The organism is Nitratireductor sp. ATLC21 (assembly GCF_057196525.1).
Genome location: NZ_JBXUOU010000001.1, coordinates 1,593,061 through 1,606,988, shown reverse-complemented (window position 1 = coordinate 1,606,988; position 13,928 = coordinate 1,593,061). Strand labels below are relative to the sequence as shown.

The window sequence follows — 13,928 nt, the reverse complement described above, 5'->3', positions numbered from 1 at the left end:
CTCTCATATAAGCACTCACTTACCCAAACGCTTCGCATCACCCCGAAGCGATCCAGCCCCCCTGGGTAGCCTCACGCCAGCTTCATTCAACCACGTGCAACAGTGAATTGCTCACCTTGTGCTCGATCCTCCATGCCTCCACGCCCAGGGGCAGCTGCAAGACAAATGATTCCGAACACACGCATCGCGAAGGCGGCGCATGCCGTGACTATCCCTTCCTCCCCTTCCATGTGAAAGCCGAGTTTTCGACGGGTGTTTGGTGTCGATGGGGCGGTTTCACGGCCGCCCTGGAATTTTCTCCACCAAACGGGTCAGCACATTGCCGGGGCCGACTTCGATGAACTCAACGCCGGTTCTGGCCTTCAGGCGGGCAATTGCGGGCGCGAACAGCACTCGGGAGGCAAGTTGGCGCACAAGAAGCGAGCGAATTTCCTGGTCCGGTTCTTTCGGATAGGGAAGCGCGGTCACATTCGATATCACCTCAACGCGCAGGGCGCGAAAGGGAATATCACGCAGGAACTGCGTTAAAGCGGCAGTGACCGGTTCCATGAAGCGGGAGTGGAAAGCAGCTCCCACAGCCAACGGGATACAGGCCATGGCCCCAGCTTCGATCAATCGCTCCGATGCTTCCTCAAGCGCTGCAACCGCACCTGAGATGACGATCTGATCCGGCGCGTTCACATTGGCGATCTGAGCGTCCGGGAACGCCTCGAGGCGCCGGCTCACCGCTTTCTCATCGAGCCCGATGACAGCCATCATCCCGCCTTCACTCTGCTCCGCCATCAATTGTCCGCGCCGGGTCACCATGCGCAAACCGGTGAGCAGGTCGAAGGCCCCGGCGGCCTGAAGAGCGTTGTATTCGCCAAGGCTGTGACCAATAAAGCAGTCCGGGCGTCGCCCCGCCGCCAGTGTTTGTTCAAGGGTGAGGGCGTTCACGATATAGAGGCAGGGCTGTGTGATCTCGGTGCGCTGGAGCGTGCTCTCATCTGCATTCAGACAGGTATCGCGAACGGAAAAGCCGGCGATCTGGTCTATTCGGCTTTCAAGCGCGCCGAAGATCCGGCTCATGTCGAACAGTTCCTTGCCCATTCCGGGGAATTGTGATCCTTGTCCTGGGAACATGAATACGAGCATGCGCGGGTTCTCTTGTGTCAGAGGGGAGAGATTTGCGGGATGACGCACGGTTTCCAGCGCAAGCGGTGCGTCACGAGCGGAAAGCAGAAGGTGCCTTGAATCCTGCATCGAATGTTGTTGATGTCTGGTGGGCGCCTCTCGAGGGTTTTGACCTGCCATCCCAGGGGACTGCGCTTGCACTTCTCGACGAAACCGAGATGTCGCGCTACCACGCTTTCAGGGCTGATGGCGCCCGTATACAGTTCCTCGCGGGTCGCGCTCTCGTGCGGCAGTGTCTGTCCCGTTACCGCGCTCTCCAGCCCACGGACTGGCGTTTTTGCGAGAATGCGTATGGCCGCCCTTATATCGCTGATGCTTGCGGGGTGGATGGCTTGTTCTTCAACCTCTCCCATACGGATGGGCTTGTGGCCTGCGCCATTGGATCGTTTCGCGAAATTGGCGTGGATGTGGAACGGCGCGACCGGCAGACCGGTATCGAGGAACTGTCGGAAACGGTCCTGGCTTCTTCGGAGAAAACGCAATTGGCGGGGCTTTCTGGCGCTGCGTACCGCGAGGCTTTTCTTAAGTACTGGACGCTCAAGGAATCCTATCTCAAGGCGCGGGGCGTGGGTCTCTCGTTGCCGATGAGCAGTGTTCGTTTTGACCTTGCTGGATCGCCACCTGCGGCCCTGTTCGACCCCGAAATTGGGGATGGCACCGACCATTGGAGCTTTCGCCTGCTGACGCTCACAGGCGAGCATGTTGCTGCTGTGGCAGCATCCGCCCCTGGCGGATCGCTTACAGTGCGTCCAATTGAGACTTCGCTTGTCCAAGCCTGATGCGCAAGAGCGCAGGGTCCGCTGATCGGACGGCGGAAGCAAGGTGCTGCGTGGGTCCTGCCGGTTCATTACCGGCTTCCGACTGTTATGCCCGAAGCTCTTCCGTCCTTAGGCCGAGGCTTTGGGGCCTTCATTTCGCCCGGAGGCCTCTTGCCGCAGTCGATCCGCGCCATGTCGTTACACAGTTGCAGCCCTATGGTTTCGCTATTGGGCGGCTGCATGATCGAATAGTGATCAGCGTCCAGATCAATAATCTCTATTTCAGGCGCCAGTGCGCGCCATTCCTGTTTGACGCGCTCAAGGTCTGGTCGCCGGGCGGCAGCAAAAAGCAGGAGCCGCGACGCCATCGTAGATGGAACGTGGTCTTCGAGAGCCGTGCTCCCAGCGTCGAAAACGCGGTAAATATCGTCAAGACCGGATGCCTCGATCGGCACCCCTGCCGTTTCCAGCCGCGCCGCAAGAAGTTTCATCCTTTCGTTCAAAGGAAGGGAAATTTGTTCTTCGCTCCAGTCATTGGGGCCGACGCCGGCAATTGCCTCGATGTCTCTTGCGAAATGGAGAAAGCGCCTTTGATCGCCTGGACCGCTGGGCTTTGCGCGTGGAACAGCGCTGTCAATCATCGCCACCGTCCCCAAGGTTGCGCCCTGACTGAGAAGGACGCGCGCCATCTCCTGCGCCACAAGTCCGCCAAGCGACCAGCCGGCAAGGTGATAAGGACCGTGCGGCTGAATTTTTCTGATTTCTGCCAGATAGTGGTCAGCCATCTTCGGGATCGAGCAAAGCGGCGTCTCAGAGCGCGAGGAAAGCCCCGGCGCGCGCAGGCCGTAGATCGGCCGTTCATCCGGCATGGAGCGTGCAAGCGCGAGATAGCACATAACGTTCCCGCCGATCGGATGGATGCAGAACAGCGGTGTCTCGTCCGGGTCCCCTTTTCTGATCGTCACCAGCAGCGCTTCGGTCTGGCCTCGGTCGTCTGCGCTTATCGCTTGCGAGAGCCCAGCGATGGTGGGGTGACTTGCAAGCATCGCGAAGGATACCGGTTTTCCAAACCGCTTCTCCATACGCGCCATAAGGCGCATTCCGGCAAAGGAGGAGCCACCGAGTGTGAAGAAGTTGTCATCTCGGCCGATCGGGCCGGTATTGTCGAGCACGTCGCGCCACATCGCCGCTATCTCAGCCTCCGCTCCCTCGCGTGGTGGGTCATACGCGCGGGTCTCTTGCATCGATGCGCCGAAATCGGGTGCTGGAAGGGCAGAGCGAACGACCTTGCCATTGTCGCTCAACGGCAGTTTTTCCAGAATTTTGAAATAGGTGGGCACCATATAGGCAGGCAGAGTTGCACGCAGCCGAACGCTCAGGGAGGGAATGTCAGGCTCAGATCTGCCGTCCGTCGGCACAATGTATGCCACCAGGTGACGGGTTCCTCGACTGTCGCTCGCTGCGGAAACGATCGCGCCGTTTATTTCCGGGTCCGAGAGCAATGCAGCCTCCACCTCCGCGCATTCCACACGGTAGCCCTGGATCTTCACTTGAAAATCCGCGCGTCCCAGAAACTCGATTTCGCCGTCGGAAAGGTAGCGGCCAAGGTCGCCGGTTCTGTAGAGACGCTCGCCGGTTCTCGGATGGCGGATGAAGCTGGCCTCGGTCTTGGTCCTGTCATTCAGATAGCCTAACGCCACGCCGATGCCGCCAATGTAAAGTTCTCCTGGTACCCAGGGAGGAGATAGCTGCAGATTTTCATCCAGAACGTGGATCGACTGGTTTTTCATGGCGTGGCCATAAGGGATGGAACGCCATTCAGGTTCGATGCGGTCGATCGGATAGAGCACAGACCAGATCGACGCCTCCGTTGCCCCGCCGAGGCTGTGGATTTGCGAGCAAGGTGCAGCGATCCGAACCTGGTCTGGGAGCGTGAGCGGAATCCAATCCCCGCTGAGCATGACGAGGCGGAGCGGTTCCAGAACAGGCCCGGTGGTGCCTTCAACGGCCAGCTGCATCAGGGCGGGAACAGAGTTCCAGACCGACACCTGATGGGCGCACACAAGTGCGCGCCAGTGCGCAGGGTCGCGCAAGGAATCCGGGGCCGGCATGACAATGGTGGCCCCGGCGGCGAGAGTGCCGAAGATATCATATACGGAAAGATCAAAGCTGAGCGACGAGAGGGCGAGAACTTTGTCTCGTGGCGTGAGAGCGAAGCGTTGGTTGAGATCGGCGATCGTGTTCCAAGCTCCTCGGTGATCGATCATCACGCCTTTCGGTGTGCCGGTCGAACCCGAGGTAAAGATCACATAGGCCAAATCCGTTGCTTTGCCGGAAGGCTGCCGCACGTTTTTCTGATGCACGGGCAGGCGGTCAATCCTGATGGGTTCGACAGTCTCCGGCCAATCGAGTTCGGTATAGAGTGCCTCACTGGTTACGGCATGGCGCGCACCGCTGCTTTTCAGAAGAAGGGCGCGCCTCTCATCCGGTAGATCCGGATCCACCGGCACATAGGCGGCACCTGCGTACAGGATGCCGAGTACTGCGGCTACCTGTTCCCAACCCTTGCGAAGCGTTACGGCCACCAGCATGCCGGGCGCGACCCCGCGGTGGACGAGCTCGGCGGAAAGGGCCAGTGCCTTCTCGCGAAGCTTTGCATAGGTGATGCTGCCTGCGGGTGAAATGATTGCTGTCCGGTCGGGCGCTGCTATCGCCTGCCGGTCGAACATTGCTTCCAGACGTTGAGGCGCCTCGGGAGATATGGAGGTGGCAGGGTCCGGGTCACGAGATGTGCCGGCGGTTGGATCGGGAAGGTCCCAGCATGCCTCATCGCCGGCAAGAGCGCTGATCAGCTCAAAATGGGCCTCACTGACGGTTTCGATAAAACCTGCCGGAAACATTTCAACGACGTAGTCCCAGTTGAACACTGCCGTTCCATCTGGTTCGAAGTGCAATTGATGATCCAGGTGAACCTGAGGCACTTCGAGGCGCGCGGTTTCATGGTGGACCTTTGCGGGGTGTGCGCCGGTGAGAGTGTCCGCAGGTGCATTCACCGCGGTGAATGTGACAGGGATGCCGATGCTCGCACCGCTTCCGGAGCGCTGTTGCAGAGCACGCGTCACGTCGATGCCGCTTACCTCAATGTGCTCGCTGTCGTGCCAAAACTGCATCTGGAGAGCGCGGGCTCGTTCCATGAAGGACTTGTCGGCCGCTGCATCGACTTCAAGCGGTATGGTTGTGCCGAAATTGCCGAACACGCGTTCGGCCTGCGGAAGGTGCTGGAAACGGCCGGAATAAAGCAAGGTGACCGCGAAATGACGGCTTCCGGAAAACCGTGAAAGCACTTCGGTATAGGCGGCGCAGGCCAGTAGGCTCGGCGTGATGCGCCGCGAGGTCGCGATGCGTGTGATCCTGTCCCAAAGATGGGCAGGGAGTTTGTGGACAAGATGACGAAAGCTCGGACGCTGACCTTGTTCGAGCCGGGGGCTGAGGGGGAGGGAGGGCGGTCCTGGAAAAGTGTCAAGACGCGCTCGCCAGTAAGACCATGCCTCCTGTCGTCTTGAGACGGCCTCCTCTCCGTGCCGGTCCTTGAGATAGTCCGAGAACCGCATTTCCAAAGGCGGCAAGGAGGCAGACGGATCAGCGGTAAGCGCAGCAAGCTCCTGGATCAGGATGTGAAAGCTCCATCCGTCCATCATCCACAATGCGATGGAAAGGTGCAGGCGCAGGCCGTTCTCTTGCTTGGTGGCGCGAATATCAAACTGTGGCCAGCTGTCTGATGCCAGTTCCTGCATCTTCATGCTCTCACGAAGCTTACGGAGGCGGGTTTCCGTTTCCGCAGGGCTGCAGTTTTCGAGACTTGTGCAATCCAGACGATAGGTCGGAACGTCCTGAAGAATATGCTGTTCGCCGTTCTCGGAGATGATTGCGCGGAGCATTTCGTGACGCTCGATCAGCGCATTCAACGCTCGCTCAACAGCGTGGTGGTCATGGCAGGCAAGATCAACCTCGACATAGTAGCGTGCCGGAATGCCGAGCTCGAGCGCGCCGGATTGGCCAACCCAGTAGGCCTGCTGAATTCCTTCCAGAAGGAAGCTTTCCTGCGCCTCTTCCGCCGTGTTTTCTATCTCCTTCGCCATGCACCGCTCCTCCCCTGTTTCCTCCATGGTCCACCCGGCTACCGCGTTGTAGCTTCGATGGATGAGGCTTGCTATGTACTAATATATTAGTGTAATTATAGCTGCAAGCTTATGGACAGCCAGACGACATCGCGATTGGGGAGGAGCGAGGAGTGCCAGAGGGAGTAGATGACCGTACCGCGCAGACTCTGATGGCTCCCTCTGCGAGTGGAGCCGCCGCTCATGACGAGGTGGCTGCTCAGGCTATAGCCTTGCGGGGCGGGTTCCCTGAAAATTGGGTTCCTGTACACAAGGGTACGGACCACGATGTCGTGATCGTGGGGGGCGGACAGTCCGGGGTCGCGATTGCTTTTGCACTCAGGAGAGCGGGTATCGCGCGGGTCAGTGTGATCGATGCAGCCCAGCGCGGGTCAGAGGGTATCTGGCGCACCACCGCCCGCATGAAGACGCTGCGTTCACCCAAACAGCTTCCCGGCCCCGAACTGGATATACCCGAGTTGAGCTTCCGCGCCTGGTACTCCGCCCGCTTCGGAGACGTGGCCTACGAAAACCTTCAAGCAATCCCCCGTCTCGACTGGGCCGATTATCTGGACTGGTTTCGGGCTATCACGGGCGTAGAAGTTCGTTATGAACACCGGCTTCAGAGAATTGAGCCCGTGCCGGAAGGATTGCGGCTTTGTTTGGAGGCCGCTGGAACGCAGCGGGTCGAGACTTGTCGCAAATTGGTGCTCGCCACCGGTTTTCCCGGAAGCGGCGGCGTGAAGATGCCGGCATTTGTGAAAGATGCGTTGCCTCAAGATTTCTACGCCCACTCTGATGCAGCTATCGACTTTTCGGCTTTAAGGGGCCGGCGCGTAGCAGTTTTCGGCGCTGCCTCGTCGGCCTTCGATGCAGCTGCTTCCGCACTGGAGGAAGGGGCAGATTCAGTACACCTGTTCTGCCGTCACGAAGATCTGGAGCGGTTCTCGCGTATGCGGGTTCTTTATTATCCTGGCTCGGTCGAACATTTCCGGCTGCTTCCGGATGACAAGAAATGGCATATCATGAACAGGTTCTGCCGCAGGGCGCAGGGGCCGGTTCCCGATACCGTTCGCCGTGCCACCCGATTCAAGAATTTTCATCTCCACCTGGGCGCGCGCGATCCTGTGCTTTGTTTCGACGGTGGGTCGGTGGCCGTGAGCGTAAACGGTCGTTCTACTGGTCTCTCCTTTGACTTTGTTATTGCCGGTACAGGCTACCGGGTCGACCTCGCCCAACGCCCGGAACTCGCAGACATTGCTGAGAGGATCGCACTGTGGAGCGATCGCTACCGCGCTCCGGAGCATGAGCGGAATGAGGAACTTGCGCGCTATCCTTATCTGACACCTGGCTTCGCTTTCACCGCAAAGAGGGAGGGTGAAGACAGTTTTGTCAAAGACATTCACCTCTTCACTGCCGGCGCGATGCTGAGCAACGGCCGCAACCCTGCCGAGGTCAGCGGATTTGGCCATGGTATTCCGCAGCTCGTGTCAGCCATTGGCGGTGATCTTTTCACTGCTGATGCCGAGCTGCATGTTGATCGGGTTATGAAGCCGGTCAAACCCATACTGAGTAGTGCTGAATTCAGGCACAGCATTCGGATGATGGACGAAAAAGGACATGAGCGGGAAAGGGCAGATGCGGGTGCGTGAGCGACCGAGGCGCTGCATAGACTTGAAGTGCGAGCTGCGCTTCGAAAACCCGGTTTAAGCATTTGTGCAGATGCGCGCTCGACCTTGTCAGCCTGCGGCAGGGGTGAGCCAACAAGGGAGAAGACCATGACCGGAGCCACCGCCATAGATGAGGCCGAAGCGCTGCGCCGGATACTCGACATCGCGGCTGCGCTGCTTAGGGCGGAAGACGTTGGCCCGGAAGATCATTTTCTTGCGTTGGGTGGTGATTCCCTGCTTGCACCAATGCTCGCTCGCAAGATCGAGGGGGTCACGGGAACAAGGCCTGCACTGGCCGACATTTTCAGCTCTTCTTTCAAGGATTTGGCAAAGATCGTAGCCTCTCGCACCCCGATCGGGTGATGGCACGCAAAAAGGGCCGCTTATGGCGGCCCTTAGTGGTCTTGGCTTCGATTACCCTTCGGAGCGCACATCCTGGCGCTGCTCACCAAGACCTTCAATGCCGAGTTCCACCACATCTCCGGCCTTCAGGTAGCGAGGTGGTTTCATGCCCTGGCCTACCCCCGGCGGCGTACCGGTCGAGATGATGTCGCCCGGATGAAGTGTCATGAAGTCCGACAGATAGCTCACCACATGAGCGACGCCATAGACCATGGTGGCAGATGATCCGTTCTGCATCGTCTCACCATTCACCTTGAGCCACATTTTGAGGTTTTGTGGATCGGAGATGTCGTCACGCGTCACGAGCCATGGCCCGACCGGGCCGAACGTGTCGCAGGATTTTCCTTTGGTCCACTGGCCTGAACGCTTTGTCTGAAAGTCGCGCTCGGAAACGTCGTTGATCACGCAATAGCCGGCGACATGGTCGAGCGCCTCCTTCTGGGAGACATGCTTGGCGGGCTTGCCGATCACGATCCCGAGTTCGACTTCCCAATCAGTGGCGGTGGAGCCGCGGGGAATGACGACGTCATCATTGGGGCCAATGATCGCTGATGTGGCCTTCATGAAAATTACCGGCTCGGGCGGGACCTCCATGCCGGACTCGGCTGCGTGGTCGGCAAAGTTCAACCCGATGCAAATGAATTTTCCCGTGCCTGCAACACAGGGGCCGAGGCGCGGTGTGCCTTCCACTAGGGGGAGGGTAGAGGGATCGAGGCTTTCGGTCCAGGAAAGGTCCGCCAGCCACTTGCCCTCCAAATCATCAACGATGCCGGAGAGATCGCGGATCTTGCCTTCACTGTCGAGAATGCCCGGGCGCTCCTGCCCCACAGGTCCGTAACGCAGTAGTTTCAATGTTGCTCTCCAAAATCAGTAGGTGGTTCGTCCGCCAGAAAGGTCAAAGGTTGCGGCGGTGGTGAAGCTGTTCTCGCGGGAAACGAGCCACGCGACCATCGCCGCTGCCTCGTCCACCTCGAGCAGGCGGCCGCGTGGAATGCGTGAACGCATGTATTCGATATGCTCTGCTGTCAGCTGTTCCAGAATCCGTGTCTGGGCGGTGGCCGGCGTGATGCAGTTCACCGCGATATTGTACTCGGCGAGTTCCTTGCCGAGCGATTTTGTCAGGCCCATCACCGCAGCCTTGGATGCCGAGTAGGCGGCCGCGTTGGGGTTGCCCTCCTTGCCGGCCACCGAGGCAATGTTGACGATCCTGCCATAGTTGCGCGCCTTCATGCCCGGTATCACGGCGCGGTTCACATGAAATGTGCCGTTCACATTGATGTCGATCACCTTCTTCCAGGCATCGATATCGTAAGTGTCGAGCGGAGCAGCAGGACCTGCAATGCCTGCAGAATTGACAAGAATAGAGATCTTGCCGCTTTCCTTTTCGGTGGCCGCGCATGCTGCCTTTACGGACGTCCAGTCGGCCACATCGGCTGTCTGTACCGTCGCTGCATCACCGAGTTCCTCACGTGCCGTTTGAAGCAGTGTCTCATCGATATCCCACAGCGTGACCGTGGCACCGGACGCTACGAAGCGGCGGGCCATGGCGAAGCCCAGACCCTGAGCCCCGCCGGTAACGACGGCATGCTCGCCGTTTAGATCAATCTTGTTCATTCACTGGTTTCCTCCGATGCATTGGTCGAGGGGCGGCAGCACTGCGCCGACCGGGCGCATGTGAAAATATGCCCCTTGAACGCATTCATTATATTAGTGTAACAGATGGAGCAAGGCTTGGTTCTTGCCGGCCGGCGTTCAGGGATGGAGGACTTTGTGAAAGCAACTGAAAGACGGAAGGTGGGGCAAACCGGCCTTGAAGTGACCAGACTGGGCATGGGGTGCGCGTCGCTGGGTGGCCTTTATGCGCCGGTCGACGCGTCGACATGCCTTGCCACCCTTCAGGCGGCCTGGGATCTGGGGCTTCGCTATTTTGATGTTGCGCCGATGTATGGACGCGGACGCTCCGAGCATATGCTTGGACATTTCCTGCGCGAGCAAGCGGCTTCCGATGACGTCGCGATCAGCACCAAGGTGGGGCGTCTTATGGTGCAGCAACGTCCGGGCCGTGAATTGCCGCCTGTTCGGGAGAAGAACCGCCTGGATTCGGGGTGGCGCAATGGGCTGCCCTTCACTGAGGTTTTCGACTACTCATATGACGCGATCATGCGGAGTTTCGATGATAGTCTTCAGCGGCTCGGCCGCGGCGGAGTGGATATCCTGTTTGTCCACGATATCGGAAAAGTCACCCATGGTGAGGTCGCTGAGGCCCACTGGGCTGACCTGACCGACGGAGGTGGTTTCCGCGCTTTGTCCGAGCTGCGCGATGCTGGAATCATCAAAGGCTTTGGGCTCGGTGTCAACGAAGCGGAGATCGTGCTGGAGGCTATGGATGAAGTCCAGCTCGATTGCACGCTGCTTGCTGGCCGCCACACCCTGCTCGAGCAAAATGCGAACGCGCTGATGCAGCGGGCGGTCAGTGACGGAATGAGCATCATGATTGGCGGGGTGTTCAATTCGGGGATTCTCGCCGCTCGGCATGGGGGGCGGAGCAAGTTTGACTATCAGGATGCGCCCGAATCCGTCATCCGCAAGGTCGAAGAACTGGAAAAGGTTTGTCTTTCCTTCGATGTACCGCTTGCCGCAGCAGCGATTCAGTTTCCTTGCCGACACGAGGCCGTGACCTCGGTGTTGATCGGGGCCAAGCACCCCGACCGGGTCCGTCAGAACGTCGGCTGGTTTGAGCAGCCGATCCCCGATGAACTCTGGCAGGCGCTCGCTGAAAAGGAGCTGGTATAGGGTCGTGCAGCCCTCATGGGCCCTGTCAACGTCCCTCGCATCATTCTCTCACGTGCCGGTTACAAGCCGGCACGTGGGATCGAGCCGTTGGCCGGTCGAGATCGGCACTGTCCAATCTTTCCCGGCGGCATTTGTCACCGTGATCAGAGCGCCGGCGGTTCCGAGAGGCCTTGCCGCAGACCGGCACAATACCTGACTACATCGTGGCTCCGAGGCTCCATGGCACAAATTCATTGTCGCCATAGCCAAGTTCTTCCGATTTCGTCCTGCCACCGGAAGCAACGCGGAGGATTTCGTTGAAGATTTCCTGACCTTTCTCGGCCAGTGACACACCTTCAAGAACGTCCCCGCAATTGATGTCCATGTCGTCGTTCATCTGCTCGAAGATGAAGGAATTGGAGGCGAGTTTGATCGAAGGGGTCGGTTTGCAGCCGAACGCCGAGCCGCGCCCGGTCGTGAAGCACAGGACATTTGCCCCTCCCGCAACCTGCCCCGTGGCCGAAACGGGATCATAGCCGGGAGTGTCCATGAAAATCAGACCATGTTCGCGTACCGGCTGGGCATATTCGAGCACCGCTCTGAGATTGGTGCTGCCCCCTTTGGCAGCCGCGCCAAGCGATTTCTCAAGGATCGTCGTCAGCCCCCCAAGCTTGTTGCCCGGAGAGGGGTTGTTGTTCATTTCCATTTCGTGCCGGGCGGTATACTCCTCCCACCAGCGGATTCGCTCAATGAGCTTCTCTCCCACTTCTCGCGTTTCAGCACGGAGTGTCAGAAGGTGCTCTGCACCATAGATTTCCGGGGTCTCCGACAGAATTGCCGTGCCGCCCTGGGCAACAAGCAGATCCACCGCAGCCCCCAGGGCCGGGTTGGCGCTGATGCCGGAATATCCGTCAGAGCCGCCGCATTGGAGCGCGAGGATGAGTTCGGAGGCCGGCTGAGGCGTGCGTTCGGCAGCGTTAACTGTAGGCAGCATGTCGAGAATCGCCTGAACGCCCGCCTCGACGGTTTTCTTCGTGCCGCCAGTCTCCTGGATTGTCATGGTGCGGAAGGTGCCGCTTTCCTGGATGTCGTAGGATTTCATCCAGCGCGGAATCTGGAAGGCTTCACAGCCCAGGCCCACCATCAGAACCCCGCCCACATTGGGGTTGGTGGCAAACCCCCATTGGGTTCGTTTCAGCACATCATAGGCCGGGCCCTTCACATCGATTCCGCAGCCGGTGCCGTGAACCAGTGAAATGACGCCATCAACATTGGGATAATCGTTGAGGACACCCGACCGGTTGATCTCTTCAGCGATGAACCGAGCGACGCTCGCCGAGCAGTTCACTGAGGTGAGCGTGGCAATATAGTTGCGAGTGCCTACCTTGCCGTTGGCCCTTTTGTAGCCCTGGAAGACCGCGCGCTGATCCTCGGCGATAAACTCCGTCGGGTGAGCGCTCGTTCCAAAAGCATAGTCGCGTTCGAATGCGCGGACATAGACATTGTGTTCATGGACCCAGTCACCGGCTGCAATGTCTTCGCGCGCGAAGCCGATCGTTTGGCCATACTTCACAATCGGATCATCCTTGCGGATTTTCCGAACCGCCATCTTGTGTCCGCGAGGGACCCTGGCCATGGCTTCGACCCCCACAAGGGTTTCGCCGGGCTTTAGCGGTTCCAGCGCCAGAACAATGTTGTCGGCATCGGATAGCTTTATGAAACGTTTCATTATCCAACTCTGCGTGAGGGGCCGGATGGATCATCCAGAATATGAAGAGATGAGTATACTAATATAATAATACAAGAGCGCGCAAGGCCTGACGCGATTTCTTGGGGTAAGGATATCAACCGGGACATATTAAGGGTGGTGAAACACCTCTTCCATGCGGGCCCACCACTCGTGGGTCGCCCGGCTTGCGAGCGGTTCCTGCATTGGGTCACACAATTCCCACCACTTCTGCATGGCCGGGGCCGCGGCCATTCGTGCTGCGTCTGCGGCGAAATCGGTGCCGTGGTATTCCCAATAGGCAAACAGCAGGTTTTCAGGTTCGCGCAGGAAAATCGAGTAATTGCGGATGTTGGCCTGGCTGATCAACTCGAGCACTTCCGGCCAGACCTCTGAATGAACGCGCTTGTAAATCTCGATCGCATCCGGCTTCAGGCCGATGCAATGGGCCATTCTCTGCATGCCGATATCCTCGTTCGGCTGGAAATTCAGTCGGTGAGATCGATCGCGACTTCGAGCGTGTTTTGCAGCGAGGTGTTCAGGTGGCTTTCCATCGCCTTGGCCGCGCCTTCGGCATCGTGTTTTTTGAGAGCCTCCAGAATAGCCTCGTGCTGCTCGATCGTCTGAGTGCCGTAGCCAGGCTTGGGAATGGCGATATAGCGGCCGCGGTCCATCTGGGCTTTCGAAATGTCAACCGCACGCCAGATTGAAGGATAGCCGCTGATCTCTGCAATGGTGCGGTGGAAAACATCATCCAGCTGGATGGCGGTCGCGTATTTGCCGCGCGCAATGGCGCGGCGGTGCGCGGCGATGTTGTCCTCAAGAGCTTCGGCCGCTGAAGCCGTAAAGTTCGCGGAGGCATGGCGGGCGCTTTCCATTTCAAGCGCACGCCGTATTACATAGGCTTCTTCCAGATCCTTGCGGCTGATCGGCGCAACATATGTGCCGGTCTGAGCGAGGATTTTGACCATCCCTTCGTCACTGATGCGCTTGACCGCTTCCCGCACCGGTGTTCGTGAAACACCGAGCGCCTCAGCGATGGCGATTTCGTTGATCGGTTCGCCAGGTTTCAGCTTTCCGCCCACAATCATGGTACGGATCATCTGATAAATCTGATCCCTGAGCGGCAGGGCGCGGTTCAGGGTGGAGGGATCGAAATCCATAGGTTCGTTCCAGTCTAGGCTCGCCTACGGCCATTATTATATTAGCGTGTCAAACACCTTATAGTATGTCAAACACATTGTTCCAGTTTGCAATGGTCGGGGACCAA

At 58.7% G+C, this 13,928-nt stretch carries 11 protein-coding genes; 4 read left to right on the top strand and 7 right to left on the bottom strand.

Going from position 1 to position 13,928, the window contains the following annotated elements:
• Positions 1 to 276: 276 nt before the first annotated feature.
• On the bottom strand, positions 277 to 1,122 hold the full coding sequence (gene fabD, locus AC2CHD_RS07730; protein ID WP_484553244.1) for an ACP S-malonyltransferase: 846 nt from the start codon (positions 1,120 to 1,122) through the stop codon (positions 277 to 279).
• Positions 1,123 to 1,229: 107 nt separating this feature from the next.
• Between fabD and AC2CHD_RS07725 the strand changes: the two genes are divergently transcribed.
• A complete protein-coding gene (locus AC2CHD_RS07725; RefSeq protein ID WP_484553168.1) occupies positions 1,230 to 1,952 on the top strand; it encodes a 4'-phosphopantetheinyl transferase family protein in 723 nt (240 codons plus the stop codon).
• A gap of 68 nt (positions 1,953 to 2,020) precedes the next feature.
• Here the strand turns inward: AC2CHD_RS07725 and AC2CHD_RS07720 are convergent, their stop codons facing one another.
• A complete protein-coding gene (locus tag AC2CHD_RS07720; RefSeq protein WP_484553167.1) occupies positions 2,021 to 6,070 on the bottom strand; it encodes a non-ribosomal peptide synthetase in 4,050 nt (1,349 codons plus the stop codon).
• Positions 6,071 to 6,261: 191 nt separating this feature from the next.
• On the opposite strand from AC2CHD_RS07720, the gene AC2CHD_RS07715 reads away from it, so the two are divergent.
• Together AC2CHD_RS07715 and AC2CHD_RS07710 are read left to right on the top strand one after the other, a co-directional pair.
• Positions 6,262 to 7,740: an FAD/NAD(P)-binding protein gene (locus AC2CHD_RS07715; protein WP_484553243.1), complete on the top strand. Its 1,479-nt coding sequence runs from the start codon at positions 6,262 to 6,264 to the stop codon at positions 7,738 to 7,740.
• 126 nt (positions 7,741 to 7,866) lie between these two features.
• Positions 7,867 to 8,121 carry a phosphopantetheine-binding protein gene (locus AC2CHD_RS07710; protein WP_229448167.1) on the top strand — a complete coding sequence of 85 codons (255 nt, stop codon included), beginning with the start codon at positions 7,867 to 7,869 and terminating at the stop codon, positions 8,119 to 8,121.
• Positions 8,122 to 8,172: 51 nt separating this feature from the next.
• On the opposite strand, the gene AC2CHD_RS07705 is transcribed toward AC2CHD_RS07710, so the two are convergent.
• Both AC2CHD_RS07705 and AC2CHD_RS07700 read right to left on the bottom strand, forming a co-directional pair.
• Positions 8,173 to 9,012 carry a fumarylacetoacetate hydrolase family protein gene (locus AC2CHD_RS07705; protein ID WP_229448168.1) on the bottom strand — a complete coding sequence of 280 codons (840 nt, stop codon included), beginning with the start codon at positions 9,010 to 9,012 and terminating at the stop codon, positions 8,173 to 8,175.
• 15 nt (positions 9,013 to 9,027) lie between these two features.
• Positions 9,028 to 9,774: an SDR family NAD(P)-dependent oxidoreductase gene (locus AC2CHD_RS07700; RefSeq protein WP_484553166.1), complete on the bottom strand. Its 747-nt coding sequence runs from the start codon at positions 9,772 to 9,774 to the stop codon at positions 9,028 to 9,030.
• A gap of 144 nt (positions 9,775 to 9,918) precedes the next feature.
• On the opposite strand from AC2CHD_RS07700, the gene AC2CHD_RS07695 reads away from it, so the two are divergent.
• A complete protein-coding gene (locus AC2CHD_RS07695; RefSeq protein ID WP_484553242.1) occupies positions 9,919 to 10,953 on the top strand; it encodes an aldo/keto reductase in 1,035 nt (344 codons plus the stop codon).
• 196 nt (positions 10,954 to 11,149) lie between these two features.
• On the opposite strand, the gene AC2CHD_RS07690 is transcribed toward AC2CHD_RS07695, so the two are convergent.
• From AC2CHD_RS07690 to AC2CHD_RS07680, 3 genes are all read right to left on the bottom strand, one after another.
• Positions 11,150 to 12,661, bottom strand: coding sequence for a UxaA family hydrolase (locus AC2CHD_RS07690; RefSeq protein WP_484553165.1), 1,512 nt, complete (start codon positions 12,659 to 12,661; stop codon positions 11,150 to 11,152).
• A gap of 129 nt (positions 12,662 to 12,790) precedes the next feature.
• On the bottom strand, positions 12,791 to 13,120 hold the full coding sequence (locus tag AC2CHD_RS07685; RefSeq protein WP_229448175.1) for an L-rhamnose mutarotase: 330 nt from the start codon (positions 13,118 to 13,120) through the stop codon (positions 12,791 to 12,793).
• A 26-nt stretch (positions 13,121 to 13,146) separates the two neighbouring features.
• Positions 13,147 to 13,821 (bottom strand): GntR family transcriptional regulator, encoded by a 675-nt coding sequence (locus AC2CHD_RS07680; RefSeq protein ID WP_229448177.1) that lies wholly within the window; start codon positions 13,819 to 13,821, stop codon positions 13,147 to 13,149.
• Positions 13,822 to 13,928 lie beyond the last annotated feature (107 nt).